Source organism: Kribbella sp. NPDC051770 (assembly GCF_040681455.1).
GTDB lineage: Bacteria > Actinomycetota > Actinomycetes > Propionibacteriales > Kribbellaceae > Kribbella.
On the sequence record NZ_JBFAYT010000004.1, the window covers coordinates 567,497 to 594,354 of the forward strand.

Annotated in this window: 23 protein-coding genes, 2 tRNA genes and 1 pseudogene; 14 read left to right on the forward strand and 12 right to left on the reverse strand. The window is 68.6% G+C overall.

The annotated features are described in order from the left end of the window. Positions 1 to 2,231 precede the first annotated feature (2,231 nt). From AB0M01_RS17555 to rpmH, 7 genes and pseudogenes are all read right to left on the reverse strand, one after another. Positions 2,232 to 3,167, reverse strand: coding sequence for an AAA family ATPase (locus tag AB0M01_RS17555; protein ID WP_363670478.1), 936 nt, complete (start codon positions 3,165 to 3,167; stop codon positions 2,232 to 2,234). A gap of 644 nt (positions 3,168 to 3,811) precedes the next feature. Continuing rightward, positions 3,812 to 4,447 carry a 16S rRNA (guanine(527)-N(7))-methyltransferase RsmG gene (gene rsmG, locus AB0M01_RS17560; protein ID WP_363670480.1) on the reverse strand — a complete coding sequence of 212 codons (636 nt, stop codon included), beginning with the start codon at positions 4,445 to 4,447 and terminating at the stop codon, positions 3,812 to 3,814. A gap of 52 nt (positions 4,448 to 4,499) precedes the next feature. Further along, the gene (locus tag AB0M01_RS17565; protein WP_363670590.1) at positions 4,500 to 4,997 is read right to left on the reverse strand and encodes a R3H domain-containing nucleic acid-binding protein; all 498 of its coding nucleotides are present in this window, start codon (positions 4,995 to 4,997) and stop codon (positions 4,500 to 4,502) included. 327 nt (positions 4,998 to 5,324) lie between these two features. Further along, positions 5,325 to 6,305 (reverse strand): annotated as a pseudogene (gene yidC / locus AB0M01_RS17570) (membrane protein insertase YidC); the annotation flags it as partial. 6 nt (positions 6,306 to 6,311) lie between these two features. Beyond that, positions 6,312 to 6,623 (reverse strand): membrane protein insertion efficiency factor YidD, encoded by a 312-nt coding sequence (gene yidD / locus AB0M01_RS17575; RefSeq protein ID WP_363670482.1) that lies wholly within the window; start codon positions 6,621 to 6,623, stop codon positions 6,312 to 6,314. Further along, positions 6,620 to 6,982, reverse strand: coding sequence for a ribonuclease P protein component (rnpA, locus tag AB0M01_RS17580; protein WP_363670484.1), 363 nt, complete (start codon positions 6,980 to 6,982; stop codon positions 6,620 to 6,622). The genes yidD and rnpA overlap by 4 nt, the downstream gene beginning before the upstream one ends. Positions 6,983 to 7,011: 29 nt before the next feature. Further along, positions 7,012 to 7,149, reverse strand: a complete 138-nt coding sequence (rpmH, locus tag AB0M01_RS17585; RefSeq protein WP_012924626.1) for a 50S ribosomal protein L34 — start codon at positions 7,147 to 7,149, stop codon at positions 7,012 to 7,014. 689 nt (positions 7,150 to 7,838) lie between these two features. On the opposite strand from rpmH, the gene dnaA reads away from it, so the two are divergent. The 6 genes from dnaA to AB0M01_RS17615 all read left to right on the forward strand — a co-directional run bounded on the left by dnaA (position 7,839) and on the right by AB0M01_RS17615 (position 15,575). Further along, entirely contained in the window at positions 7,839 to 9,839 is a 2,001-nt protein-coding gene (dnaA, locus tag AB0M01_RS17590) for a chromosomal replication initiator protein DnaA (RefSeq protein ID WP_363670486.1), read from the forward strand. Positions 9,840 to 10,359: 520 nt separating this feature from the next. Then, positions 10,360 to 11,505 carry a DNA polymerase III subunit beta gene (dnaN, locus tag AB0M01_RS17595; RefSeq protein ID WP_363670488.1) on the forward strand — a complete coding sequence of 382 codons (1,146 nt, stop codon included), beginning with the start codon at positions 10,360 to 10,362 and terminating at the stop codon, positions 11,503 to 11,505. Positions 11,506 to 11,553: 48 nt separating this feature from the next. Further along, positions 11,554 to 12,471 carry a phosphogluconate dehydrogenase (NAD(+)-dependent, decarboxylating) gene (gnd, locus tag AB0M01_RS17600; protein ID WP_363670490.1) on the forward strand — a complete coding sequence of 306 codons (918 nt, stop codon included), beginning with the start codon at positions 11,554 to 11,556 and terminating at the stop codon, positions 12,469 to 12,471. A 1-nt stretch (position 12,472) separates the two neighbouring features. Next, positions 12,473 to 13,612 carry a DNA replication/repair protein RecF gene (gene recF / locus AB0M01_RS17605; protein ID WP_363670492.1) on the forward strand — a complete coding sequence of 380 codons (1,140 nt, stop codon included), beginning with the start codon at positions 12,473 to 12,475 and terminating at the stop codon, positions 13,610 to 13,612. Beyond that, positions 13,605 to 14,180 carry a DciA family protein gene (locus AB0M01_RS17610; protein WP_363670494.1) on the forward strand — a complete coding sequence of 192 codons (576 nt, stop codon included), beginning with the start codon at positions 13,605 to 13,607 and terminating at the stop codon, positions 14,178 to 14,180. Before recF ends, AB0M01_RS17610 begins: the two co-directional genes overlap by 8 nt. 81 nt (positions 14,181 to 14,261) lie before the next feature. Further along, positions 14,262 to 15,575, forward strand: coding sequence for a hypothetical protein (locus AB0M01_RS17615; protein WP_363670496.1), 1,314 nt, complete (start codon positions 14,262 to 14,264; stop codon positions 15,573 to 15,575). A gap of 6 nt (positions 15,576 to 15,581) precedes the next feature. Here AB0M01_RS17615 and AB0M01_RS17620 read toward each other — a convergent pair whose 3' ends face one another. From AB0M01_RS17620 to AB0M01_RS17630, 3 genes are read right to left on the reverse strand one after another with little or no spacing between them, the layout of a single operon-like run. Then, positions 15,582 to 16,142: a hypothetical protein gene (locus tag AB0M01_RS17620; RefSeq protein WP_363670498.1), complete on the reverse strand. Its 561-nt coding sequence runs from the start codon at positions 16,140 to 16,142 to the stop codon at positions 15,582 to 15,584. After that, the gene (locus AB0M01_RS17625) at positions 16,142 to 16,732 is read right to left on the reverse strand and encodes a hypothetical protein (protein ID WP_363670500.1); all 591 of its coding nucleotides are present in this window, start codon (positions 16,730 to 16,732) and stop codon (positions 16,142 to 16,144) included. The genes AB0M01_RS17620 and AB0M01_RS17625 overlap by 1 nt, the downstream gene beginning before the upstream one ends. Further along, positions 16,729 to 17,361 (reverse strand): hypothetical protein, encoded by a 633-nt coding sequence (locus tag AB0M01_RS17630; RefSeq protein ID WP_363670502.1) that lies wholly within the window; start codon positions 17,359 to 17,361, stop codon positions 16,729 to 16,731. Before AB0M01_RS17630 ends, AB0M01_RS17625 begins: the two co-directional genes overlap by 4 nt. A 343-nt stretch (positions 17,362 to 17,704) precedes the next feature. Between AB0M01_RS17630 and gyrB the strand changes: the two genes are divergently transcribed. From gyrB to AB0M01_RS17665, 7 genes are all read left to right on the forward strand, one after another. Beyond that, the gene (gene gyrB, locus AB0M01_RS17635; RefSeq protein ID WP_363670504.1) at positions 17,705 to 19,741 is read left to right on the forward strand and encodes a DNA topoisomerase (ATP-hydrolyzing) subunit B; all 2,037 of its coding nucleotides are present in this window, start codon (positions 17,705 to 17,707) and stop codon (positions 19,739 to 19,741) included. Positions 19,742 to 19,835: 94 nt separating this feature from the next. After that, positions 19,836 to 22,490 (forward strand): DNA gyrase subunit A, encoded by a 2,655-nt coding sequence (gene gyrA / locus AB0M01_RS17640; protein WP_363670506.1) that lies wholly within the window; start codon positions 19,836 to 19,838, stop codon positions 22,488 to 22,490. Next, on the forward strand, positions 22,490 to 23,476 hold the full coding sequence (locus AB0M01_RS17645) for a DUF3566 domain-containing protein (protein WP_363670508.1): 987 nt from the start codon (positions 22,490 to 22,492) through the stop codon (positions 23,474 to 23,476). Before gyrA ends, AB0M01_RS17645 begins: the two co-directional genes overlap by 1 nt. A gap of 95 nt (positions 23,477 to 23,571) precedes the next feature. Next, positions 23,572 to 23,645: transfer RNA gene (locus AB0M01_RS17650), tRNA-Ile, on the forward strand. A 38-nt stretch (positions 23,646 to 23,683) separates the two neighbouring features. Continuing rightward, positions 23,684 to 23,812 (forward strand): DLW-39 family protein, encoded by a 129-nt coding sequence (locus AB0M01_RS17655; RefSeq protein ID WP_238357059.1) that lies wholly within the window; start codon positions 23,684 to 23,686, stop codon positions 23,810 to 23,812. 10 nt (positions 23,813 to 23,822) lie between these two features. Continuing rightward, positions 23,823 to 23,898, forward strand: a tRNA-Ala gene (locus AB0M01_RS17660). A 261-nt stretch (positions 23,899 to 24,159) separates the two neighbouring features. Further along, a complete protein-coding gene (locus AB0M01_RS17665; RefSeq protein ID WP_363670509.1) occupies positions 24,160 to 24,723 on the forward strand; it encodes a GNAT family N-acetyltransferase in 564 nt (187 codons plus the stop codon). An 82-nt stretch (positions 24,724 to 24,805) separates the two neighbouring features. Here the strand turns inward: AB0M01_RS17665 and AB0M01_RS17670 are convergent, their stop codons facing one another. Next, complete coding sequence (locus AB0M01_RS17670; RefSeq protein ID WP_363670511.1) at positions 24,806 to 25,399, reverse strand: hypothetical protein; 594 nt, start codon at positions 25,397 to 25,399, stop codon at positions 24,806 to 24,808. A gap of 195 nt (positions 25,400 to 25,594) precedes the next feature. On the opposite strand from AB0M01_RS17670, the gene AB0M01_RS17675 reads away from it, so the two are divergent. Continuing rightward, positions 25,595 to 26,140 carry an ATP-binding protein gene (locus tag AB0M01_RS17675; RefSeq protein WP_363670513.1) on the forward strand — a complete coding sequence of 182 codons (546 nt, stop codon included), beginning with the start codon at positions 25,595 to 25,597 and terminating at the stop codon, positions 26,138 to 26,140. Here AB0M01_RS17675 and AB0M01_RS17680 read toward each other — a convergent pair. Continuing rightward, a complete protein-coding gene (locus AB0M01_RS17680; protein WP_363670515.1) occupies positions 26,137 to 26,760 on the reverse strand; it encodes a histidine phosphatase family protein in 624 nt (207 codons plus the stop codon). The two genes, AB0M01_RS17675 and AB0M01_RS17680, sit on opposite strands and share 4 nt — an antisense overlap. Positions 26,761 to 26,858: the final 98 nt, after the last annotated feature.

The window sequence follows — 26,858 nt, forward strand, 5'->3', positions numbered from 1 at the left end:
ACCCAGGCCGCCACCACCACCCGGGCCTGCGCGAGGTCACCTCAAGGCCGCGGAGAACGATCCGCCCACCGGCCGGTTCGCGGACCGCGCATCCAGTGCGAGCCCAACGATCGCCCTCGCCGAGTGAGCACCGCCCCGCCCTCACCAGGTCCGCCCGGCTTCTCCGTTCCCGCTCTGCTTTCACCGCGACTTCCCACCGTCGAGGTAGTCGGCGCGGCCGACCCAAGTCTCGCCACCGCAGAGGCCGCCCCAGCCCCGCCGCAGCAGAGCCCTCCCCAGTCTCGCCGCGGCAAAGGTTTCACTGCACGCACAAGCCTCACCGCACCGGCCGACGCTCTACGACCATCGCCGCCGACCCGGGGACAGCCGTCGTCACAAACCGATTCTCGACTGCGGCCATCCGAGAGGACCACCTCGGTCTACCCAGCGCCCACCCCTTGCCCAACCCTCGCCCTTGTCGAGCCGACGTCACCACGGTCGCCCACCAGCAGGTCTGTCCCAGCTCAGCCCGCCAACACAACTCCGCACCCGCGCCTCTCTGCAGCCCGTCTTCCCCCAGCGCAGCCCTGGGATCGGCACCATCGAAGGAATGAACTCTCAGCACGTCGCACTACAAGAGAGCCTCAGCCCGACGTCACCATGGCTGCTCACGAGACTGATCGAGTGCACCACCCGCCGTCGCCCACTGATCTCCGCGCGGACGCCTAGGTCTCATCCGACCCATCAGCTCGTGACGTACCGCCCCGAGGCGGGTCCGTCCCAACTACAGGTTGTACCGCTCCTCGACCGCGCCTCTCAACCAGCACAACTGCCCCGATTGACCCGCCGCGCTGACGCGATATCGGCGGCCGACCCGAAGGCACTCGGGCAGTGGTGGGCTGAGGCGCTCGGCTGGGTCGTGGTGGTCGACAGCGATGACCAGTTCACGGTCATCGCGACATTGGCACGGTCGATGTCAGAACGGCACCGTCGACGCAACCCCAGCACCGTCGGCGCGACCTCGGCACGGTCAGCGCAACCGCGGCCAGGTAGCGGTCGGCGCAGAGCAGGATGCAGCCCTCGGTCTGCGCCCTGCCACAACTGCTGCCGACGCGTCGCCCGAGCGCCGTGACCTGAGCCGGCATGGATGGGTGTCATCGAAACCAAGCACGCACCGTGCCACCCCCTCGGTGGACATCGGCACCGGTCGAGCCCCGTCGAACCCGTGCTCCCCGCCCCGCGCGCCCCCCATACACCGCGACCCAGCGCTGCCCACTCTTCGCGCCGCCCGCGCTCCGCGTGCCTCCCGTACTCGCCGCCCGCCCCCCATACTCCCCGCTCCAGCGCTGCCCACTCTCCGCGCTGCCCGCGCTCGCCGTGCTCTCCGCCCCGCGCGACCCGCACCATGCATCGCGCTCGCCGGCGGGCCGGTCTGCAAGCTGTTCGACCGGCGGTGACAGCCGGCCCGACCTGTAAGTGCCGACACAGACTGGGCTCGCTTTGATCGACCTTCAAGCGACTCGAACATCTACGAAGGTCCGCCGAGTGGCGGGAACGTGCTGGACCTCGCACTGCGGGCAAGCATCCGCCATGCGAGGCAGAGGGACTGCCATCCCCCACCTGAAGAGGCCGACCCCGCGCGTCGACCCAGAGTTGCTACCGCGTCGTCCCGCTCCTGGCTTGGGCCAGCGCTTCGGTGCATTGCTCGCGAAGGTGCCCACCGAGAACAGTTCGGACCGACCTTGTTCCCTGGTGCGCGAGTTGTCGCACTGGCCGCCAAGCGGCAGGCCCAGGCTACTGCTGCCACGCCGCGGCACCTGCTGGTCCGCAGCCTCTCCACGGACGGGATCTAGGCGTTGCCGGTGAGCACCAAAACCAGGCGCAGGACAGCCCCTCGGAGCGCTACGGCTACATGTCGACTCGTCTACCTATGCGCGGACGCTGTTTCACGTGAAACACAGGATCGCACTGGGCCCGGCAGTGGTAGTCCCGGAGGAGACACGCGGCGAATTCGCCGGACAAGGGTCTCCTACATAGAGGGAGATCGGTCGGTCAGGACAGCACGCGGTCGCCCGAGGGAACGAGTCGTCGGGCGATCCGGCCCGCGTGGGACGAAGAGCAACAGCGACCGGATCGGCGACGTCTGGAAGGCGAGCCGCTGGAGGCGTTTCACGTGGAACGCGGAGTGGTGGTTTCACGTGGAACGCAGAAGGCCCGGACCGCGTGGTCCGGGCCTTCTGGAGCTTCGTGGGTCAAGCGTTGTTGCGCATCGCGATCTCACGGGAGGCCTCTAGGTAGGAGAGGGCTCCCGCTGACGCCGGGTCGTAGGCCAGGACTGTTTGGCCGTGGCTCGGGGCCTCGGAGATTCGGACCGAGCGGGGGACGGCGGTGCGGAGGACGGCCTCCTGGAAGTGGCCTCGGACTTCGGCCGCTACCTCGCCGGCGAGCTTGGTGCGGGCGTCGTACATCGTCAGGAGGATCGTCGACACGTCGAGGGTCGGGTTCAGGTGGGACTTGACCATCTCGATGTGGCGGAGGAGTTGGGAGAGGCCCTCGAGGGCGTAGTACTCGCTCTGGATGGGGACGAGGACCTCGCGGGCTGCAGTCAGGGCGTTGACCGTCAGGAGGCCCAGTGAGGGCGGGCAGTCGATGAAGACGTAGTCGTACTTTTCGCCGGCTGCCTCGGTTTCGGCGAGGTGGGCGTCGAGGGCCTTCTTCAGGCGGCTCTCGCGGGCGACGATGCTGACGAGTTCGATCTCCGCGCCGGCCAGGTCGATGGTGGCGGGGATGACGACGATGCCGGGGTGCTCCTCGCAGGGCTGGAGAAGTTTGCTCAGGGGCTCGTTCTCGATGATCGCCTCGTAGACACCGGGGGTGCCTTCGGAGTGCTCGATGCCCAGGGCGGTGGACGCGTTGCCCTGGGGGTCCAGGTCGATGACCAGGATGCGCGCGCCGTACAGGGCCAGGCCGGCCGCCACGTTGACCGTGGTGGTGGTCTTGCCGACGCCGCCCTTCTGGTTGGCGACGACGAATACCCGGGTCTCGGCGGGCAGCGGGAACTCGCGGCCCATCGTGCGTCCTTCGTTCACGAGCAGGGTCCGTTCGGTGGCGGCGGCGATCGGAGTTTCGAGGAGTCGTCGCTGAAGCTCGTCCGAGGTGGCCCGCGCGGCGATCTGTGCGGCAGTCATGGCGCCCATTCCAAGAGGTACGGGACGTGGCCCGAAGAGGATGTCGGTCGGGGACGGAGCTGGTCCCTCCCCAGCTTTGTCCACAGGGGGCTGTGGACGAATTCCCGCGTAGGAGGGAGGGTTCCGGGGGTGGTCATCCACAGGTGGTGGAGACTCGGGGAACTCTTCGTCAGGGGTCGGCGGCGGGCCGGTTTCACGTGAAACGGGCTCGGTCGCCGAGGTCGCGGGGGCGGCTCCCAGGTCGAGAGAGGCCGCGGCTTGGAGCATGGAGTTCCGGTCGGCCGCTTCGACGGCCGGAGCCGGAGCGGGGTCGATCGGAGCAGGGGAAAGAGAAGACGAGAGAGCCGAGGTGGTTGAGGTGGTCTCGGCGGCTGAGGCCGAGGTGGCCTCGGCCGGCGGGGTCGACGTGGCCGCCGGGACAGTGTCGTCCGGCGGCGACGACGCGGGGACCGGGACAGCGTCGCCCGTTGGGGTCGAGGGCGGGGTCGTCTCAGTAGGTGCCGTCGCTGGGGGTTCGGGGGTGAGGCGTTCGGTGATGCGGACGACCGGCGTGCCGGGGTCTGCCGGCCAGCCGATTCCTTGGGTCGTACGGGATTCCCCCGTGCTCCTGTCCGGCCATCCGACGGCGCGACTCACCAACCCGTTCACCTCCCGCGTCTTCTGTGCTGGGATCCCCGCGCAGCACGTCCGGCCACAATACTCACGACAGTCGTCGGCTGGGCCAGTTCCTCGACGCCGAGTTGGTGAACGTGCCAAACTTCCGCGCCCAGGGCCTCCAACTCCCCTTCCGCACCGGCCAGTTCGTCCTCCGCGGAGGCACCCTTCATGGCCAGCATCAGGCCGCCCTCGTCGAGCAGCGGCAGGCACCAGCCGGCGAGCTTGCCGAGCGGTGCGACCGCGCGCGAAGCCACCACGTCGTACGTCGTACCGCGCAGATCCTCGGCCCGGGCACGCACCACCGACGCGTTGTCCAGGCCGAGCTTGTCGACCGCCTCCTCCAGGAACGTCGTACGCCGGAGCAACGGCTCGACGAGCGCGACCTGGAGGTCGGGGCGGACCAGCGCCAGCACGATCCCCGGCAGGCCGGCCCCGGTGCCGATGTCGGCGACCGTGGACTCCTCCGGGATCAGCCGCTCGAGCACGGCGCAGTTCAGCAGGTGCCGGTCCCACAGCCGTGGGACCTCGCGCGGGCCGATCAGGCCGCGGAGGGTACCTTCGGTCGCCAGCAGGTCGGCGTACGCCGCAAGGCGGCCCGCCGCCCGGGGGAAGAGCTCCTCCACGAGCGGCGGGGTTTCACGTGAAACGTCATCTGTCACGAGCAGAGCACGACGATCAGGCCGGCTGGACGACGACCCGGCGACGCGGCTCCTCGCCTTCGGACTCGCTGGTCAGGCCCGCCGCGGCGACGACGTCGTGCACGACCTTGCGCTCGAACGGCGTCATCGGGTCGAGCCGGACCGGCTTGCCGGTCGCCTGGACGTCCTCGACGGCCTTCTTGCCGACCTTCTCCAGCTCGGCCTTGCGGTTGGCCCGGTAGTTCGACACGTCGAGCATCAGCCGCGACCGCTCACCGGTCTCCCGGTAGACGGCCAGCCGGGTGAGCTCCTGCAGCGCCTCGAGGACCTTGCCGTTCTCGCCGACCAGATTGCTCAGGTCGGCGCCGACGATCGACACCGCGGCGCGGTCGCCGTCGATGTCCATGTCGATGTCGCCGTCCAGGTCGGCGATGTCGAGCAGCTCCTCCAGGTAGTCGGCCGCGATGTCGCTCTCGGCCTCCAGCGCCTTGAGACGCTCGTCAGCGGTGGACTTGTCCGCCGACTCGTTCTGCATGCCGTCGCTCACGGCCACTCCTTCACGGTTCGAGATCCGCCCCACGGGGACCCGGTTCGTACAAAAGCAGGGATCACAGCGGCCGGTGGCTCAGCTGTCGGTCTTGCGGGGCGTTCCGCCGCCGGACTTCTTCTGCCCGGCCTTCTGCTGGGCGGTCCGCTGCGCACGGGACTTGGCGGCCGGCTGACGCTTGCCGCCGGCCGGAGCCTTCTTCGCCGCCGGCGCCTTCTTGGCCGGGGCAGGAGCCGAGGACTGCTGGCCGTTGCTCGACGCCTTCGGCTCGTCCTGTACGCCGCTCGCGCCGGCCGGCCCGGCCGTCGGGCCGCTCTTCCGGTCGCTCCGCGACTGGCGCTTCGGCTGCTGCCGCTGGGCGGGCCGACGGTCGGTCAGCGTGTCACCCTCGGCCTGCGCGCCGGCCAGGCCGGTGTCCTCGGGCTTGCCCGCGCGCCGGTTGTGCTCGCGCTTGCGGGCTTCCATCGCGTCGTACGCCGGGGTGCCGGGGGCCGGGTTGCGGCGGATCACGTAGAACTGCTGGCCCATCGTCCACACGTTCGAGACGAACCAGTAGATGAGCACACCGATCGGGAAGTTGAAGCCACCGATCAGGAAGAAGATCGGGAAGACGTAGAGCATGATCTTCTGCATCTGCGCCGCCTGGCCCTCGAGGGCCTCCTTCGGCATGTTCTTGCGCATCAGCTGCAGCTGGGTGATGAACATGGTGCTGGTCATCAGGATGATCAGCACGATCGCGACGATCTTGACGTTGGTCGCGCCGTCGCCGTTGGCCTTCAGGAAGGTCTGGGAGATCTCCGCGCCGAAGATCTTCGCGTGCTGCAGGGACTGCACGTGCGGGTCCATGATGCTCGCGTGCGTCTTGCCCTTCGACGCGTAGTCGAGGACCCGGAACAGCGCCAGGAAGATCGGCGACTGGAGCAGCAGCGGCAGGCACGAGGAGAACGGGTTGGTGCCCGTCTCCTTGTACAGCTTCATCATTTCCTGACCGAGCTTCTCCCGGTCGTGGCCGTACTTCTTCTGCAGCTCCTTCATCTTCGGCTGCAGCAGCTGCATGTTCCGGCTGGAGCGGATCTGCCGCACGAACAGCGGGATCAGCAGCGTCCGGATGACGATCGTCAGGCCGGCGATCGACAGCGCCCAGGCCCAGCCGCCGTTCGGGTCCAGCACCTGCGAGAGCAGCCAGTGCCACCCCACCAGCAGTGCCGAGACAGCCCAGTAGAGCGGAGTCATGACCGTGTTGAAGAGATCGACGATCCCGTCCCACAAGGCGAGCTCGGGGATGGCCAGGGGAATGATCACTCAGGCACCTCGCTGCACAGGCCCGGCGTCGGTCGACGATCCGGGCTGGTTGGCGGAGAGGGACTCTCCGCGCTGGTCGACATCTGTGGGGGGAACGGGGTCGTAGCCGCCGGGGTTCCACGGGTGGCAGCGGGCGAGTCTCCTCGCCGCCAGCCAGCTACCGCGCACCGCGCCGTGCCGCTCGACCGCTTCCAGGGCGTACGCCGAACAACTGGGGTAGAACCGGCAGACCTGCCCGTACATCGGGCTGACGACCTTCCGGTAGAGCTTGAGGAACCCGATCAGCCCGTACTTCACGGGCGAGAACGTCATCGGGAGTCCACCAGGACGCGCCGCAGCGCACCGTCGACGTCGGCCACCAGCTCGGCGTACGACGCCGTGGCCGACGCGGGCAGGGCCCGGACGACGGTCAGGCTGCCGGTCGGCAGGTCGGGGAGCCGCGCGGCCAGGACGGCACGCAGCCGGCGGTGGACACGGTTACGCACAACCGCGTTGCCCACCGCCTTGCTCACCACGAATCCGACACGAGCAGCGTCGACCGGTGCCCCGGCGGTGCCGCCGGATCCGGGCAGCAGGTGAACGACCACCGCACGCCGACCAGCCCGCCGTCCCGATCGGACGGCGCGGCGGAAGTCGTCGGACCGGCGGAGCCGGTGCGACGGGGGCAGCACGAGGTGGTCACCGCGTCGGTCGGCGGACCTCAGGCCGCGAGGCGCTGACGGCCCTTGCCACGACGGGAGGCGAGGATGGCGCGGCCCGCGCGGGTGCGCATCCGAAGACGGAAGCCGTGCTTCTTGTGCCGACGACGGTTGTTCGGCTGGAAGGTCCGCTTGCTCACTGGAATGACTCCGGTTACTCGATCACGATTGTCGACAAATCCACTGGTAGATCTGCCCCATGGTGCAGGTCCTGCACACCGACCCAGAACCCAGTCAACATGACGCCGACAAACAGACGGTCCCTCTGGAGCGCAGCACGAAACGGCCGGCTCAACGCCGACCGATCCACGGTACGTGGCGGCCTGTGGACAGGTCAAACCAGCCGTCCCCATAGTTTTCCACAGGGTTGTGGACGAAACCCACTGTCAGGGGCCGGTGACAGCGTGGTCAGGCCGCCTACCCACAGCGACAGGCCCACCACGACTGCGCTCCGGCGTCCACCCGACACGCCGCAGGTTGCCCCCAATTTGCCGTGCATAGCCTGTGGATGACGGCTTGAAGCAGCGGGACGGGACTTGTTAGCGTCAGCCCTTCACACCAGAGGTCCCACTTTCCCCACCCGGTAACCAACCTGGTCCGCGCTTCGTTCACAACTGTGGACAACCGTGTGGACAATGAGGAAAACCCGGTTGAGGAGACCAGCGATTGCGACGTGCGGCCACCGGGCGCACCAGCAGTGGCCGGTGATCGGGACGAGGCCGCACCGGCCGGGGCAGCACAGCCCGGGCGGACCGGCCACCGCAGCGATGGATTCGGGGAGCAACGCGTGGTCGAGGACCAGTCCGCAAGTGCGGACGGCAGGACAGAAGTGAAGGACCTGGACGAGGCCTGGACACGGGTGCTCGCCGGTCTGCCCCCGAACCAGCGGGCCTGGCTGACCAACAGCCGCCCGGTCACCCTGCACGAGAGCACCGCGATCGTCGCCGTACCGGACGACTTCACCCGTGGGCAGCTGGAGACCCGGCTGCGCCCGGACCTGGAGCGGATCCTCAGCGAGAGCTTCGGCCGGGACATCCGGATCGCCGTAACTGTCGATCCGTCGCTTGACCCGGAGCTCCGCGAGCCGGCGCCGCAGGCCGAGCCGGTCCGCCAGCAGAACCCGTTCCAGCCGCCGGTGCCGCAGTACCAGCCGCCGAACCACTCGGGTCACCAGCCGAACCACCAGCAGCCCAACCACCTGCAGCCGAACCAGCAGCCGCAGCAGCAAGGCCAGCTCGGTGGCGACTACCTGCAGCCGCCGGCGCAGTTCCAGCCGAGCCCGCTGGGGCAGAACCGGTACGAGCAGAGCCAGCTCCAGCAGGACGAGTCGGACGCGCAGCAGCAGAGCCAGCAGCACCAGCCGCAGCCGCAGCACGACCAGTCTCTGCAGGCCCACCAGCCGCAGCACGAACAAGCGCCGCAGCAGCAGCCGCAGACCCAGCAGCCGCCGCAGCAGAGCCAGCCGCTGCAGACCGACGGCTCGTACCAGCCGACGATCCACTCAGAGCTGACCGCGCCGGACTCGCTCACCCAGCAGCAGCACTCGCAGCAGCAGCCGCAGAACCACCAGTCCCACGAGCAGCAGCCGCCGGCCCAACAGCACCAGGCTCCGCAGCACCAAGCCCCGCAGCACCAGCAGCCGGCGCCCCAGCAGCAACAGCCGCAGCACAACAACCAGCAGTACGCCCAGGGCAACGGCTACGGGATCGGTCACCAGCAGCCGCTCGGCTCGGTCGCCCCGCCGCCGAACGGCTCGGCCCCGATCGGGACACCGGCCAGCGACGCCCAGGGCGAGGCGCGGCTGAACCCGAAGTACACCTTCGAGACCTTCGTCATCGGCAGCTCGAACCGGTTCGCCCACGCCGCGGCCGTCGCGGTCGCCGAGGCGCCGGGCAAGGCGTACAACCCGCAGCTGATCTACGGCGACTCCGGGCTGGGCAAGACCCACCTGCTGCACGCCATCGGCCACTACGTGCGCAGCCTCTACACCGGCGCCCGCGTGCGGTACGTCTCCAGCGAAGAGTTCACCAACGACTTCATCAACGCGATCCGCGACGACAAGGCGTCCCAGTTCCAGCGCCGGTACCGCGACGTCGACGTGCTGCTGATCGACGACATCCAGTTCCTGGAAGGCAAGATCCAGACCCAGGAAGAGTTCTTCCACACCTTCAACACCCTGCACAACGCGAACAAGCAGATCGTGATCAGCTCCGACCGGGCGCCCAAGCGCCTGGAGGCGCTCGAGGACCGGCTGCGGAACCGGTTCGAGTGGGGCCTGATCACCGACATCCAGCCGCCCGACCTGGAGACCCGGATCGCGATCCTGCGCAAGAAGGCGGCCACCGAGCGGCTGACCGCGCCGCCGGAGGTGCTGGAGTTCATCGCCAGCAAGGTGCAGACCAACATTCGTGAGCTCGAGGGCGCCCTGATCCGGGTGACGGCGTTCGCCAGCCTGAACCGGCAGCCGGTCGACCTGAGCCTGGCCGAGATCGTGCTGAAGGACCTGATCCCCGAGGGCAGCAAGCCCGAGGTGACCGCGAGCATGATCATGGGCCAGACCGCGTCGTACTTCGGGCTGTCGATCGACGACCTGTGCGGATCGAGCCGGAGCCGGGTGCTGGTGACGGCCCGCCAGATCGCGATGTACCTGTGCCGCGAGCTGACCGACCTGTCGCTGCCGAAGATCGGCCAGCAGTTCGGCGGCCGCGACCACACCACCGTGATGCACGCCGAGCGGAAGATCCGCCAGCTGATGTCGGAACGGCGCAGCGTCTTCAACCAGGTCACCGAGCTGACCAACCGGATCAAGCACCAGGCCAAGCAGCAATGACCTCGCCGGCCGGGTCGACAGCCGCCGTACGAACCCCGTACGCCGAGCGCCACGACCCGGTCACGAGCACCCCACAGGTTGGGGACACAGCTGTGGATAACTGTGGGTATCCCGGTGGACGAAGGGCGTTTCGTTGTGGAGGGCCTGTGGGGACAGATCTCGTCGTACTCAGGCGTCCCCAGCCAAGCCCGATTTCGTCCACACCCCGCGCACAGGCCAATTCGTGGTCTGACCTGCGGTTTCACCGCTTTTCCACACTTTCCACACGTGCGAAGAACCTTATGGAATCTACAGAGGTTCCAAAGTCCGAAAATGGTTCGAGCGGCCCAACCTGGGGAAAACTCCGTTTTTCGGCCCTTCACCGACCCCTCGCCTCCCGGTGCTGGGCAGTGTCGGTGGAACCTGTCAGGCTGTCGGTACGAGATGTGGCGAACCGCCGCGTCAAGCCCGGTGGACACACATCACATCCGTCCGTGGCAGGATCTGCCTGGCACACAGCCGAATCAGGAGGCACCCAGCGGTGAAGTTTCGCGTCGAGCGCGACGTACTGGCCGAGTCGGTGGCCTGGGCCGCTCGCAGCTTGCCCAGTCGTCCCAGCGTCCCGATCCTGGCGGGGCTTCTCGTCGAGGCCGAGGAAGGGCAGATCACCCTGTCCGGCTTCGACTACGAGACCTCCGTACGTGTCACCGTGCCGGCCCAGGTGGCCGACACCGGAAAGTGCCTGATCTCCGGCCGGCTGGTCGCGGACATCTCCAAGAGCCTGCCGAACCAGCCCGTGGACGTCGCCGTGGACGGCGCGAAGGCCCAGGTCACCTGTGGCAGCTCGCGGTTCACGCTCCAGACGCTTCCCACGGAGGAATATCCGGCTCTGCCCGACCTCCCGGCCGCCAGCGGCACCGTCCGCAGCGACGTGTTCGCCCAGGCGGTCTCCCAGGTGGTCACCGCGGCCGGGCGTGAGGACACGCTCCCGGTGCTGACCGGCGTCCGGGTCGAGATCGAGGGCTCCACGATCTCCCTGCTCGCCACCGACCGGTACCGGCTGGCGATCCGCGAGCTGGAGTGGAACCCGCAGTCCCCCGACGCCTCGGCCGCCGCGCTGATCCCGGCCCGGGTGCTGTCGGAGACCGCGAAGGCGATGACCGGCACCGACATCATCGTGTCGCTGGCGGCTCCCGGCAGCGGCGACGGCATCGTCGGCTTCGAGGGCGAGGTCTCCGGCGGCAACCGCCGGGCCACCACCCGGCTGCTCGACGGCGAGTTCCCGAAGGTCCGCGGCATCATCCCGACCGACTCCGCGATCGCCACCCGGGTCCGGCTCGACACCGCGACCTTGGTCGAGGCGGTCAAGCGGGTCGCCCTGGTCGCCGAGCGCAACGCGCCGGTCCGACTGACGTTCTCCGAGGACTCGGTGACCCTCGACGCCGGCAGCGGTGACGAGGCGCAGGCCTCGGAGTCGATCGAGGCCCGCGTGGTCGGCGAGCCGGTCACGGTCGGCTTCAACCCGACGTACCTGCTGGACGGCCTGAACGCGATCGGAACACCGGTGGCCCATCTGGCGTTCACCCAAGCGACGAAGCCGGCCGAGCTGACCGGGGTCAAGGACTTCGACGACGACCCGATCAGCGAGTTCCGGTACGTGCTGATGCCGGTCCGCCTGAACAGCTGACCGGCGACAGACCCAACGGGAAACGCCAACAGAACAAGGGGATTCACGATGGAGCTCGGCCTTGTCGGTCTCGGCAAGATGGGCGGCAACATGCGCCAGCGGATCCGCAACGCGGGTCACACGGTGATCGGCCTGGACCACAACCAGGAGATCTCCGACGCCAAGGACACCGCCGACCTGGTCGGCAGGCTGACCGCCGACGGTCAGCCGAAGGTCGTCTGGGTGATGGTGCCGGTGCAGGCCATCGACCCGGTGATCACCGAGCTCGCCGACCTGCTCTCCCCGGGTGACATCGTGATCGACGGCGGCAACAGCCGCTGGACCGACGACACCCGCCGGGCCGCGCAGCTGGCCGAGAAGGGCATCAAGTTCGTCGACTGCGGCGTCTCCGGCGGTGTCTGGGGCCTGGAGAACGGCTACGCCCTGATGGTCGGCGGAGAGTCCGAGACGGTCTCCACGCTGATGCCGATCTTCGAGGCGCTCAAGCCCGAGGGCGAGTTCGGTTTCGTGCACGCCGGCAAGGTCGGCGCCGGGCACTTCACCAAGATGGTCCACAACGGCATCGAGTACGCGATCATGCAGGCGTACGCCGAGGGCTTCGAGCTGCTCGAGGCCGCGGACATCGTGGAGAGCGTGCCGGAGGCGTTCGACTCCTGGCGCGAGGGCACCGTGATCCGGTCCTGGCTGCTCGACCTGATGGTGAACGCGCTCAAGGAAGACACCCATCTGGACAAGATCCGCGGCTACGCCGACGACTCCGGCGAGGGCCGCTGGACCGTCGAGGCCGCGATCGACCACGCCGTCCCGGTGCCGGCGATCGCCGCGTCGCTGTTCGCGCGGTTCGCGTCCCGGCAGGACGACTCCCCGGCGATGAAGGCGATCGCCGCGATGCGCAACCAGTTCGGCGGGCACGCGGTGAAGGGCGCCGAGGACCCGTCGTACGCGACGCCGCCGATCAAGCACTGAGGTGTACGTCACCGCCCTGGGACTGCTCGACTTCCGGTCGTACCAGCAGGCGGAGGTCGAGCTCTCCCCGGGCGTGACGGCCTTCGTCGGTCCGAACGGCCACGGCAAGACCAACCTGGTCGAGGCGATCCACTACACCGCGACGCTCGGTTCGCACCGGGTCGCGACCGACGCACCGCTGGTCCGCGCCAGCGCGTCCCGCGCGATCGTGCGGACCGAGGTCCGCGGCGAGTACGAGCGCGACGTCGTGATCGAGCTGGAAATCAATCCTGGGAAGGCAAACCGGGCGCGGATCAACCGGTCGCCGGTCCCCCGGCCCCGGGAAGTGCTCGGCCTGCTCCGCACGGTGCTGTTCGCGCCGGAGGATCTGGCGCTGGTGAAGGGCGACCCGTCCGAGCGGCGCCGGTTCCTGGACGAGCTGCTCACGTTGCGGACACCGCGGATGGCGGGCGTTCGCCAGGACTACGACCGCGTGCTCAAGCAGCGGAACTCGTTGCTCCGCAGCGCCCAGATGGCCCGCCGGCAGAACCGTTCGTCGGCCGCCGAGGGTCAGCTCCGCACGCTCGAGGTGTGGGACTCCAACCTCGCCCGCACCGGCTCCGAGCTGCTCGCGACGCGGCTCGAGCTGCTGGAATCCCTGCGTCCGTTGGTCTCCAGCGGGTACGACGCCGTTGCCCGCGGCAAGGGTGACGCCCGGCTGGAGTACAAGTCGTCGGTCCCGCTCGAGCCCGGGATGCGTTCGCGCGAGCAGCTCGCCGAGGCGCTGCTGGCCGCCGTACGGGAGAAGCGGCAGGACGAGCTCGACCGCGGGACGTCGCTGGTCGGGCCGCACCGCGACGACGTGCTACTCGGGCTCGGGGACTTGCCCGCGAAGGGGTACGCGAGTCACGGTGAGTCCTGGTCGTTCGCGCTCGCGCTGCGACTGGCGTCGTACGAGCTGCTGCGGGCGGACGGAGGTGAGCCGGTGCTGATCCTGGACGACGTGTTCGCCGAGCTCGACTCCCAGCGTCGCGACCGGCTGGCCGAGCTGGTCGCGCCGGCCAAGCAGGTGCTGGTCACCGCGGCGGTCGGTGCCGACGTACCGGGTGAGCTGTCGGGTGTCCGGTTCGCGGTCGGCGACGGGTCGGTCAACCGTGCCTGAACCCCGGAATTCCTCTGAGAGCGGCAACGAGAGCGACGACGCCCCGACGCTGCCCGACGAGGAACCGGAGCACGACAAGCACGGCCTCGACCTGGCCAAGTCGCTGGCCGGCCGCCTCAAGGGCGCCGGCCCGATCCAGCCCGTACGCCGAACCAGGCGGCGCCGAACCACCACCGACGGCTTCCAGGTCAGCGGCGCCCGCCCCGACGACCGCGACCCGCAGAAGCTCACCAACACCCTCGGCCGCCTGATGCGCGACCAGGGCTGGGAGGTCGACGTCGCCGTGCACGGCGTGATGGCCCGCTGGCCGTCGATCGTCGGTCCCGAGATGGCCGAGCACTGCACGCCGGAGAGCTACGAGGACACCCAGCTCACCGTCCGTACCAGCTCCACCGCCTGGGCGACCCAGCTGAAGATGCTCGCCCCCGAACTGATCCGCCGCCTGAACGCCGAGCTCGGCGAAGGCACCGTCACCCACGTCAACGTCCAGGGCCCGCACGCCCCGAGCTGGCGCAAGGGCCCCCGCACGGTCCGCGGCGGCCGCGGCCCGCGCGACACGTACGGGTAGAGCCCGCAGAAAGCCGCTCCCAGAGGAATATCGGGGTTCCGGCTTGCCGACCGGACCCGCGACTCCCCTAGGATCGGCGCGATGCGCACGATCGTCGACGGCTTCCGCGAGATGGTCCACCTGATCGGAGACACCTTCCGGTTGTGGTGGCGCAACCTGCTACCCCTGGTGACCTGGTTCCTGGCCGGGTACGTCGGGTTCCGGGCGTCGATCAGCGCCGCGATCTGGCTCGGACAGCACCAGCACAAGAGTCTGGGCGTCGGCATCTTCTCGTTGGGCGTGCTGATCCAGATCGCGGCCTCGGTCGGCATGATCCGGACCTGCGCCAACTCGCTGTACCGCTGGCGGGACGCGGCGGCCAACAAGGCCGAGGAGACCGCGGACCCGACGCAGCAGGGGCTGATGGAGCTGCTCAGCGTCACGCTGCTGCCGCTGGTCGCGGTCTGGTCGGCCTGGGGATTCCTGGACGACCGGATCGAGGAGCTCTCCTCGAGCACGTTGGTCGCGCTCGGGACCGGACCGGGGACGGGGTACTTCCAGCTGGTCGGTGGCGGCTGGAAGGACTATCTGCCGGCGATCGTCATCCTGCTGGTGATCCGCCGCGTGGTCGAGGCGATCGATGATCGTTGGCCCAGCCGGCCGGCCAAGTTCCTGCAGGTCTGGGCTGAGGCGTTCTTCGTCCTGCTGACCGTGGTGGTGATCCCGCACGCGGTCGGTGACTTCAAGTCCTGGCTGTCGATGCGCCGGTTCTGGTTCGCCACCGTCGACTGGTGGGACGGCGTGAAGGAGTTCTTCGACAAGATCCACATCCCGATCCCAGGCGGCCTGGAATGGTTGTGGGGAACCTTCTGGGACACCCTCTGGCCGCTGTTCAAGGACGGTGTCGGTGAGCCGCTGACCTGGCTCGCGATCACGACGGTCGTCTTCGGCCACCGGGTGCTGTCCAGCGGTGGTGTCTTCCGCGGCACCCGGGTGGAACGCCGCTTCGGCGGCGAGCCCGTCGAGGCCCCGGAGCCGGGCCGGCTGGTGAAGCTGACCAACCAGGCCCCGAACCTCGTGCTCGGTGGACTGCGCGAGAAGTTCTACCCGACCCTGAACGCGTTCCGTCTGCTGGTCCGGGTCGGACCGGTGTTCCTGGGCGTGGTCTGCCTCGTCTACACGCTCTGGCTGCTCGGGTCCGATTGGACCTTCATCGCGATCCAGCGGGCGATCGGAGTCCACGGCGGCCTCTGGGACCTGATGGTGCACGAGATCGCCAGCTCGATCCGCGACGTCGTCTTCGAGACGCTCCGGATCGCGTTGCTCGCTGCCGCGTTCGACCTGTGCATCTCGGTCAGCGCCGAGCGGCGCGCCGAGGCGAACGCAGCGGCGGAGCAGGAGACCGCAGGAGTGTGACCCTGGTCAGAAGGTGATCAGGACCCGGCGGAGCTCCTCGTTGGACGCGACCTGGATGCCGACCAGGTGCGGTACGGCCGAAGCCGGTACGACGAACAGCTTGACTCGCTTCGCCGGTTTGCCGACCGTGATCGGGTGGTCGTCGTCGGAGCAGGACGCGGGGCCGAGGGTGGTCGCCACGTCCTGGTTCTTCCACACGTTGCCGCGGTCGTCGAGCAGCGATGCCGCGCAGATGAAGCCGGTGTCGTTCAGCCGGATGCCGTCCAGCGCAGTGATCGAGACCCGCACCGCGACCACGACCGAACCGGGCACGTTGTTCTCCAGCCCGGCGCGGCGGCCCTCGTCACCGAGCACCTGCGTGTAGGGCTGCATTCCGTCGACCTGCCAGCGAACGTGGTCCAGCGTCACCGGCCCCTTGGCGACCGCCTCGGACGCGGAGCCGCTCTTGAAGTTCTTCTCCGCACTGCCGAGGTAGGTCCGCAGCAGCAGGAAGGCACTGAGCGAAACGAGCGCGATCAGGAGCGAGATCCGTACGGTCAGCCGCAGCGCGCGGTCGGAGCTGCTCATCAGGCCACCCGGGTCACGGAGTCGGGAATCACGTACTGGGGCTCGGCCTGCTCGATCGACCGCTCGGCGATCTCCTCGTCCGGTACGCCGAGGTCGATGGCCAGGTCCTCGGTCAGCACGGTGAAGGCGCCGAAGGTGTGAACCTGGAGCGTGAGGCCGACGACATCACTGGGATTCACCTCGAAGACGAGCGCACCGCTGCGGGCGAACCCGGGCTCGGTGAAGCTGATCCCCTGCTCGATCACCTCGGTCACCGGCCGGTAGACGGTGCCGTCGTCGGCGGCGAGCATCGCGTTGTTCGTCCCCGGATCCGTCTTTCCGCGGACCGCGTCGTACTCGACCGCGACGAAGATCCCTTCGGTCCGGACCTGCTTGGACTCGCCGCTGTCCTCCGCGAACGTCTTGGCGAACCTCATCCGGGTCACCGTCACGGTCGAGTCGAAGTACTTCACGTCCTCGCCGATCGCACCCTGGTTGATGATCCGGGTGGAGTCCTCGTAGACGGTGCTGGGCTCGAGCAGACGGGCTACGCCGCCGAGCAGCACGAAGGCGACGCCGACCAGCACGGTCGCGGGGCGGTAGAGCTTCATTCGTCCTTCTCGATCTCGACGGTCGGCTTGAGCCGGATGACGCTGTGCGCGACGCCGTCGGAGTGCCAGTACGGCTTCTCGTCGGCACCCATCAGCGCGTCGTCGGCCTTGAACTCCTCCGCGATCACCCCGATCTCCACCACGTCGGCGGTGAAGTCGGCCGGGATCTCGAACTTGGCGAAGCACGGCTGTGCGGGCAGGCCGTAGACCTGGACGACGTTCAACTCGTCGTGACAGGTGGCGCCGTTCGACTCGACCGTCTCCTCGCCGGCGGCCGGGACGAACCGCAGCAGACGCCCGGACATCGAGACGCTGGTCTTCGTCTCCTCGTCGATGTTCCTCAGGTCGAAGTAGACCTGCAGGCGGGCCTTCGCCGCGCTGTAGTCGGTCTTGGGCTCGCGGATGATCTTCGCTTCGGTGAACCCGAACTCGAGCCGGCCCGCCTGGACGGTGGTGGGGGCCTCGAAGGTCGGGATGCTGCGGCCCTCGTGCTCCTTGAAGCCGCCGGTGAGGAAGATGACGACGGCCAGCACGACGACCAGGGCCAGTGCGATCAGCCACTTGCGCCGGTGCCGGTGGATCACCCGGTCGGCGATCATGGCGTCGATGACGTCGTCGAGACTTTCCACGGCAGCGATCTTAGGGGCCGCCGGGTGCGCGCGGTCCGGGCGTTGCTCGTCTCGGAAACCAGACGGTCACGGGTGACCCGGCCGGAAGGCACTGAGGGGCCGTGAGCGCTTTCCGGGCCCCCACCCGCGAGAGGGGACATGGTGACGAGGGAGAAAAGACGCCCTGACCCGAGTTTCGGGCGCCTCATGGCAGGTTCTGCTTCGGTCGACGGGTAGACTGGAGGGGTTGAGAGCGCCGCGCCTCCCTGTTCTGCTCAGGATCCCCTGAGCGGGGTGGGACAGGGGCGGCGTCCACTGTGCATCGATGCCCCGCTGACCCGGGGTCCGAGGAGGACAACAGCCGGTGACCGACGAGCCGACCGAGACCGACGCCATCCCGTCCGCCGACAGCACCGGCACCGAAGAGGAACTGACCGAGATCACGTCCAGCGTCGTCGAACGGGAGTACGACGCCAGCGCGATCCAGGTCCTCGAGGGCCTCGACGCCGTCCGCAAACGGCCGGGCATGTACATCGGGTCCACCGGTGAACGCGGTCTGCACCACCTGGTCTACGAGGTGGTCGACAACGCCGTGGACGAGGCCCTGGCGGGGTACTGCGACAAGATCGTCGTCACGCTGCTGGCCGACGGCGGCGTCCGCGTCGTCGACAACGGCCGCGGCATCCCGGTCGGCATCGTCGAGTCCGAGGGCAAGCCGGCCGTCACCGTCGTACTGACCGTGCTGCACGCCGGCGGCAAGTTCGGCGGCGGCGGGTACAAGGTGTCCGGCGGTCTGCACGGCGTGGGTGTCTCCGTCGTGAACGCGCTGTCCACCAAGCTCCAGGTCGACGTGAACACCGGCGGCCGGAGCTACACCCAGTCCTTCACGATGGGCAACCCGGACGAGGACCTGGCCGAGACCGGGACCGCGGACTCCACCGGCACCACGATCACCTTCTGGCCGAGCGCCGACGTCTTCGAGACCACCGTCTACTCCTACGAGACGCTGTCCACCCGGTTCCGCGAGTACGCCTTCCTGAACAAGGGCCTCGAGCTCGTCATCCGCGACGAGCGCCCGGACCACACCGAGGACGGCAACCCGGTCGAGCAGTCGTTCAAGTACGACGACGGCCTGGTCGACTACGTGAAGTACCTGACCGGCATCCGCGAGACCGTGCACCAGAACGTGATCGCGTTCGAGGCCGCGCAGGGCCAGAACAACCTCAGCCTCGAGGTCGCGATGCAGTGGAGCGGCTCGTTCCAGGAGTCGGTGCACACCTTCGCCAACGCGATCAACACCCACGAGGGCGGGACGCACGAAGAGGGCTTCCGGGCCGCGCTCACCTCGCTGGTCAACTCGTTCGGCGAGGACCAGGGGATGATCAAGAAGAAGGAGGACCGGCTCACCGGCGACGACATCCGGGAGGGCCTGACCGCGATCATCTCGGTCAAGCTCGCCGAGCCGCAGTTCGAGGGCCAGACCAAGACCAAGCTCGGCAACACCGAGGTCAAGGGGTTCGTCCAGCGGGTCGTCAACGACCGGCTCGGTGCCTGGTTCGAGCAGAACCCGCAGGAGGGTCGCGAGATCATCCGCAAGGCGACCGCGGCCGCGAGCGCGCGGCTGGCCGCCCGCAAGGCGCGCGACCTGGCCCGCAACCGCAAGGGCCTGCTCGGCGGCGGCGGTCTCCCCGGCAAGCTGTCCGACTGCCAGTCGACGAACCCGGAGGAGTGCGAGGTCTACATCGTCGAGGGTGACTCGGCCGGTGGCTCCGCCAAGGGTGGCCGGGACCCGAAGTTCCAGGCCATCCTGCCGATCCGGGGCAAGATCCTGAACGTCGAGAAGGCCCGGATCGACAAGGTCCTGCAGAACAACGAGGTCCAGGCCATCATCTCCGCGCTGGGGACCGGCATCCACGAGGACTTCGACGAGGAGAAGCTGCGGTACCACAAGATCGTGATCATGGCCGACGCCGACGTCGACGGCCAGCACATCCGGACGCTGCTGCTGACGCTGCTGTTCCGCTTCATGCGGCCGCTGATCGAGCGCGGTCACGTGTACGCCGCGCAGCCGCCGCTGTACAAGATCCGCTGGAGCAACCAGCCGCACGAGCTGGCCTACACCGAGCGGGAGAAGGACGGCCTGATCGCGGCCGGTGCCGAGGCGGGCAAGAAGCTGCCCAAGGACAACGCGATCCAGCGGTACAAGGGTCTGGGCGAGATGAACGCCCAGGAGCTGTGGGAGACCACGATGGACCCGGCCAACCGGGTGCTGCTGCAGATCACCCTGGACGACGCCGCGCGCGCGGACGAGACGTTCGCGACGCTGATGGGCGACGACATCGAGGCGCGCCGGAACTTCATCCAGCGCAACGCCAAGGACGTCCGCTTCCTCGACATCTGAGCGCCCCACCGGCTCCGGTACGCCGTACCGGGGCCGGTCCCCAGCGCCGAACTCACCGACGTACGACGTCTGAACCGAACGGGACGAGCTTCACATGACCGAGACCCCCATTTCCCCGGGACACGACCGGATCGAGCCCCTCGATCTGCAGACGGAGATGCAGCAGTCGTACCTCGACTACGCGATGGCCGTGATCGTCGGCCGCGCGCTGCCCGAGGTGCGCGACGGGCTCAAGCCGGTGCACCGGCGGATCCTCTACGCGATGTACGACGGCGGCTACCGCCCAGACCGTGGCTTCTCCAAGTGCTCCCGCGTCGTCGGTGACGTGATGGGTCAGTACCACCCGCACGGCGACTCCGCGATCTACGACACCCTGGTCCGGCTCGCCCAGCCGTGGGTGATGCGCGCGCCGATGATCCAGGGCCAGGGCAACTTCGGTTCCCCGGGCAACGACCCGGCCGCCGCCATGCGGTACACCGAGTGCCGGCTGGCCCCGCTGGCGATGGAGATGGTGCGCGACATCGACCAGGAGACGGTCGACTTCCGCCCCAACTACGACGGCCGCTCGCAGGAGCCGGTGATCCTGCCGGCCCGCTTCCCGAACCTGCTGGTCAACGGCTCGGCCGGGATCGCGGTCGGCATGGCCACCCAGATCCCGCCGCACAACCTGCGCGAGGTCGCCGCGGCCGCGAACTGGTGCCTGGAGCACCCGGACGCGACCCAGGAAGAGGTCCTGGCTGCGTGCATGGAGAACATCAAGGGCCCGGACTTCCCGAACGGCGCCCTGATCGTCGGCTACAAGGGCATCGACGACGCCTACCGCACCGGTCGTGGCTCGGTCACGATGCGCGCGGTGGTCGACATCGAGGAGGACGCCAAGGGCCGGACCAGCCTGGTCGTCAGCCAGCTGCCGTACATGGTCAACCCGGACAACCTGGCGCAGAAGATCGCCGAGCTGGTGAACACCGGCAAGATGACCGGGATCGCCGACATCCGCGACGACACCTCGTCGCGGACCGGGCAGCGACTGGTGATCGTGCTGAAGCGCGACGCGCAGCCGCGCGTCGTACTGAACAACCTGTACAAGCACACGCAGCTGCAGGACACCTTCGGCTGCAACATGCTCGCGCTGGTCGACGGCGTACCGCGCACGCTCAGCCTGGACCTGTTCATCACGCACTGGATCGACCATCAGATCGAGGTCATCCAGCGGCGCACCCGGTACCGGCTGCGCGAGGCGGAGAAGAACGCGCACATCTTCCGCGGTTACGTGAAGGCGCTGGACGCCCTCGACGAGGTGATCGCGCTGATCCGGCGCAGCCCCGACGTCGACGAGGCCCGCCAGGGCCTGATCAGCCTGCTGGAGATCGACGAGACGCAGGCCCAGGCGATCCTGGACATGCAGCTGCGCCGGCTGGCCGCCCTGGAGCGGCAGAAGATCATCGACCGGCTGAACGAGCTGGAAGCGATCATCGCCGACCTCGAGGACATCCTGGCCGACCCGGTCCGGCAGCGGACCATCGTCCGTGACGAGCTGGCCGAGATCGTCGAGAAGTACGGCGACGAGCGGCGGACCGAGATCGTCGCCGCCGACGGCGACCTGTCGGTGCAGGACCTGGTGCCGGACGAGGACGTGGTCGTCACGATCACCCGCGGCGGCTACGCGAAGCGCACCAAGACCGACCTGTACCGGGTGCAGAACCGTGGCGGCAAGGGTGTCCGCGGTGCGACGATGCGCGCCGAGGACGAGATCGGGCACTTCTTCGCCACCACGAACCACCACTGGATGCTGTTCTTCACCACCAAGGGCCGGGTGTACCGGGCCAAGGTGTGGCAGCTGCCGGAGTCGGCGCGCGACGCCAAGGGCTCGCACGTGGCCGGTCTGCTCTCGTTCCAGCCGGACGAGGAGATCGCCCAGGTTCTCACGCTGCGTGACTACGAGCAGTCCGACTACCTGGTGCTGGCGACCCGGAAGGGCCTGGTCAAGAAGACCGCGCTGACCGACTACGACTCGGCCCGGCAAAGCGGCATCATCGCGGTGAACTTCCGCGAGGACGACGACGAGCTGATCGGCGCCGACCTGGCCACCGCGGCCGACGACCTGCTGCTGGTGTCCCGCAAGGGGCAGTCGATCCGCTTCACCGCGAACGACGAGCAGCTGCGGCCGATGGGCCGGGCGACCTCGGGTGTGACCGGCATGAAGTTCCGCGACGGCGACGAGCTGCTCTCGATGTCGGTGATCCGGGCCGGCTCGGAGGAGGACGCGCAGTACGTCTTCACCGTGACCGACGCCGGCTACGCCAAGCGCAGCCGGGTCTCGGAGTACCGGCAGCAGGGCCGTGGCGGTCTCGGCATCAAGGCGGTCAAGCTGAACGACGAGCGTGGCTCGCTGGTCGGCGCGCTGATCGTCGTCGACGCCGACCAGGTGCTGGCGATCAAGGGCAGCGGCCAGGTCGTCCGCAGCCGGGTCGACTCGGTGCCGGTCAAGGGCCGCGACACGATGGGTGTCCGGTTCGCCGGCGTCGGCGAGTCCGACGCGGTGGTCGCGATCGCGCGCAACACCGATCTCACCGTCAGTGACGAGGAGCTCGACGAGTCGGGCCAGCCGGTCACCGAAGGTGCCCAGGATGTGGACGCAGCGACAACCGAAACCGCCCCCGAGAGCGTCAAGAATGATGACCAGCATTCGACTGACGTCGAGGGCACGGCTACCGTCGAAGACGACGACGCCGGCCAGGAGGGCATCTGATGACCAACCGCTCGAGGCCGAACTGGCCTGATGGGGCGGACAGCGCCAAGTCCCGACCGCCGCAAGGTGGCAACGGGAAGGCTGCGTCCACCCCACCGGCCACACCGGCCTCCAACGGTCGTAACAACGGCGCGCAGCCGCGCCCGGCGACCTCGAACGGCCAGGGCGACCCCCGGAGCTCCGCCCCGACCGACCCGCGCACCGCGGGCCGGCCGGCAGCACAGCCCGGTACGCCGTCCCGGCCGCCGCAGCAGCCGCCGGTGCGCCCGGTGACGACGCAGGCGCCGGCTGGGCGTCCGGCGGCCGCGCCGAGTACGCCTGGGCGTCCGGAGCAGCGGTCTTCGGCGCCGGGGGTTTCCGGAGTTGCCGGTAAGGCCGGCGCTGGGGCTGCTGGTGCGGGAGCTGCCGGAGCTGCGGGGACGGCGCGAGCGGGCGGTACGGCGTACGGGCAGACCGGGAAGGTCAGCACCCCGGCCAAGCCCGGCGAGAGCTTCGGCGACCGGGTCAGCGCGGCGAAGGCCGCGGTGCTCGAGAAGGCCGCCGCGGTCAAGGACGCCGCCGCCGAGAAGACCCGCCCGGCCGACGACGCCGAGCCGGTCGCCCGGTCCCGCGGCCAGGTCCGCAAGGCCCGGCTGCGGCTGTCCCGCGTCGACCCCTGGTCGGTGATGAAGACGGCGTTCCTGCTGTCGATCGCCTTCGGCATCGTCACCTGGGTCGCGGTTTTCATCGTCTGGTCCGCGATCGGTGCGGCCGGCGTCTTCGACAACATCAACAACACTGTCACCGAGGTGCTCGGCACCCCGGCGGCCGAACCGTTCGACATCGAGAACTACGTCAACACCGGCAAGGTGATGGGCTTCACCACCCTGCTGGCGTGCGCCGACGTGCTGATCATCACAGCGCTCGCGACCCTCGGTTCGTTCCTCTACAACATCGCCGCCACGCTGCTCGGCGGCCTCGAAGTCACGCTCGCGTCCGAGGACTGAGCCGCTCCCCCGATCGGGCCCGGCGAGGGCCGGATCGGATTTGGGAACCGGGGTCCCGGTGCGGTAATCTCTCTCCGGTTCGACCCCGCAAGTGCGGGCCTATAGCTCAGTTGGTTAGAGCGCTGCCCTGATAAGGCAGAGGTCACTGGTTCAAATCCAGTTAGGCCCACAAAACCCTGATCGACGCCGATCCGAGGAGTCCCGGTGCTGAAGAAGATTCTGCTGGTACTGCTGGCGAGCGTCGGTGGATACTTCGTCTACAAGAAGACCCAGCAGGCCCGCGCCGAGCAGGACCTCTGGGCCGAGGCCGTCGACCCGGTCACCCCGGGCCGCTGATCACCCCCACGGGGGCGTAGCTCAACTGGCAGAGCACTGCCTTTGCAAGGCAGGGGTTAGGGGTTCGAGTCCCCTCGTCTCCACCACATCTTCTCCCCCGCGCTGATCAGTCAACCCCACGCGCACTCCGCAGCCGCCTTCCGTCGCTCCGCTCCTCCAGGCGACAGCTCCGCGTGCTCCCACCCACCCCGGCGCTTGGCGCGCGAACTGTGCGGGCTAGCGCCCTCAGTGACCACTCTGTGGCTGGGGTGGTCTGCGGGTGTCCGGGTTGTGCCGGGGCAGAACAGAGGCCGCCCATGCAATCTCGACTGCCAAGAGCCGCCCTCGAGCTGGCTATCCTCTCCGGCGTGACGCCCATCGAGTGGCCGGTCAGCACGCAGCGCCTGTCTCTCCGTGCCTACACGCCTGACGATCTGGATGCCTTGTGGGCCTACGAACGGCTCCCGCAGGTCCAGCACTGGCTCGGCTGGGCACCGCGCACGCGCGAAGAACTCCGCGACGCGATGGAGGACAAGGTGAGCAACACGACGCACGTCATGGTTCTCCGTGCCTCCACCGTCATCGGTCACATCATGATCATGCCGCGCGACAGTTGGGCGCAGCTGGACGTTGCGATCCACGCCAAGGGCTTGGAGGCCGAACTTGGGTGGATGTTCGACCCGGCGTACGGAGGACAGGGGTACGCCACCGAAGCCGTCAGAGCCACGATCGAGCTGTGTTTCGATCAACTGGAGCTGCGGCGGGTTCACGCGGGATGTATTGCCGACAACATCGCGTCCTGGCGCCTCATGGAGCGCCTAGGTCTGCGCCGCGAAGAGCACAGCCGTTCCACTGCACTGCACCGCGATGGCACATGGCACGACGGCTTCACGTACGCGTTGCTCCGCGAAGAATGGCCCACGAGGTCCTGAACCTGGTCACGATCTCTTGTGCCCTCCGCGTGCCCTAACGAGGACATGCCAGCGGGGTAGAAACCTGTGCCCCACTTGCTGGTCAGCTGAGGGCCGGCAGCCAGGGGTGGTCCGGGTGGAGCGGCGCGATGCGGTCGAGGAGCCAGCGGCGGCGGGCTGGGTCGAGGAGGTGGGCGACGTCGGTGAAGTCGGCGGTGTCCTTGGGGCGGGGGCCTCGGGACTTGAAGAGGAGGACGATCTCCGGGGCGAGGTACGGGAGGCCGGTGGGTGAGGTGAGGGTGATCTCGGTGAGGGGCTTTCGGATGGCGCCGCGGCCTCGGTGGTAGATCCACTGGTCGGCTTCTGAGGCGGCGAAGAGGATTTGGATCGGGGACGGGTGGAGGCCGTCGGGGAAGACGAGGGCGTTGGGGCCGGGGGTCAGTTGTTCGCCGGGGAGCCACGCGCGGCGGTTGCCGGTTTCAGGGTCCTGGATCGACGGGCGTGGGGTGGTGAAGGTGGTGGCGAGCTGGTCGAGGTCGCGGGCAAGGACCAGGACGTCGACGTCGCCGTGGGAGCGGCGGACGTGGCCGGCGAACAGGTCCAGGGCCCAGCCGCCGGCGATCCAGTAGCTGGATGGGTAGTGCTGGAACAGGGCGCGCGCCGCAGTGAGGGCTTCTGATTGGTCGACTGAACTCAAGGGGGTACTCCTCGCATGCTGTCGGATGCGATGAGCCCCGGGAGGGTCAGAGCCGCTGGGTGGACCAGCGAGGCGGCACCGCGTGGGAACTACGCATGTGGACCACCTCCTTCGGGCTCTGACGCTGGCCGCAGCTTAGCGGGCAGTTCGGTGGTCGGCACGGCAGTATGAGTTCGTGCTCTTGGAAGGGGCGAGATGTTTCTGCTGCAGATGTCGGGTGTTCCGGGGGCTGGGAAGTCCACGGTCGCCGCTCATGTCGTCGAGGCCTTTGGTGCGGTCGTTGTCGACTACGACGTGATCAAGTCTGCTGTTCTGGATGCGGGGTTCGATCTCGACGGCAGCACCAAGGCGGCGTACGAGGTGATGTACGCGCAGGCGCGACATGTGCTTGCCCAGGGGCATTGCGTGGTGATGGACAGTCCGTGCTTCTGGCCGCGGATCGTGAGTGAGGGGATGGAGATCGCGCGGGCGGGCGGTGCGGCGTACAGGTACGTCGAGTGTCAGGTCCAGGATCTGGAGTTGCTCGAGCAGAGGCTTGCTCGGCGGCCGCGGTTGCGGACTCACCGGCGCGGCATGGACAGTCCGCCGGTGGATCTGGGTGAGGAGCCGGTGGACGGTGCGGCGCTCTTTCGGGAATGGATGGGGCGGGTTCAGCGTCCGTCGGGGAACTACCTGCAGGTGGACATGCAGCGGCCGCTGGCCGACGTTCTGGGCGAGGTCGACGGCTATCTGAACGGTTAGGCGTGGAAGAGAAGGTCTGGTGGGAAGCCTGTCCACTGCAGCGTTGTGGGGAGGTGCTGCATGTCGTTGTAGAGGAGGACGGACGCGGGGCGGTCCGGGGTGTAGCGGATGACCGTCAGGGCGGCGTTGCAGTGGTTGAGGGTTAGCCAACGCCAAGGTGGGGCGTCGAGGGCGTCGCGGACGAGCCAGGCGATGAGGAAGTTGTGGGTGATGACGAGTTCGTGAACGGGGGCCGCGCCGGGGGTAGGCCCGGTGAAGTGGGTCAGGGCTTGAGGGGCTAGGAGGGCGCCGAGTCGGTGGTCCTCGGGGGTGGACTGGGCCAGGAAGTCGAGGAAGGTGTCGGCGGAGGTCGGTGGGAGTTCGTCGCGTTGGGGGACGTACGGGATGTAGTCGCCTGCGACGATCGTGGGGTGTAGACGGACGTCGGGCAGGGCGTCGGCGATCAGGTCTGCGGTTTCGGTTGCTCTGGGCAACGGGCTGTGGTGGATCGTGGTGAGGGGGACGTCCCGGAGGCGTTGGCCGAGGAGGGTGGCCTGTTGGCGGCCGGCGGTGGTGAGGGTGGATTCGTCGGGGTGGGCCTCGGCGTGGCGGGTGAGGTAGAGGTAGCGGGTCGACGGCATTCGAGACTCCAGGGCGTTGTTGTCGGATGGGATGTTCGACGACGTGCGGGTGGACGGAGTTGGGCGGGGTGGGCTGCGGTACGGCACCTGAGGCTGCG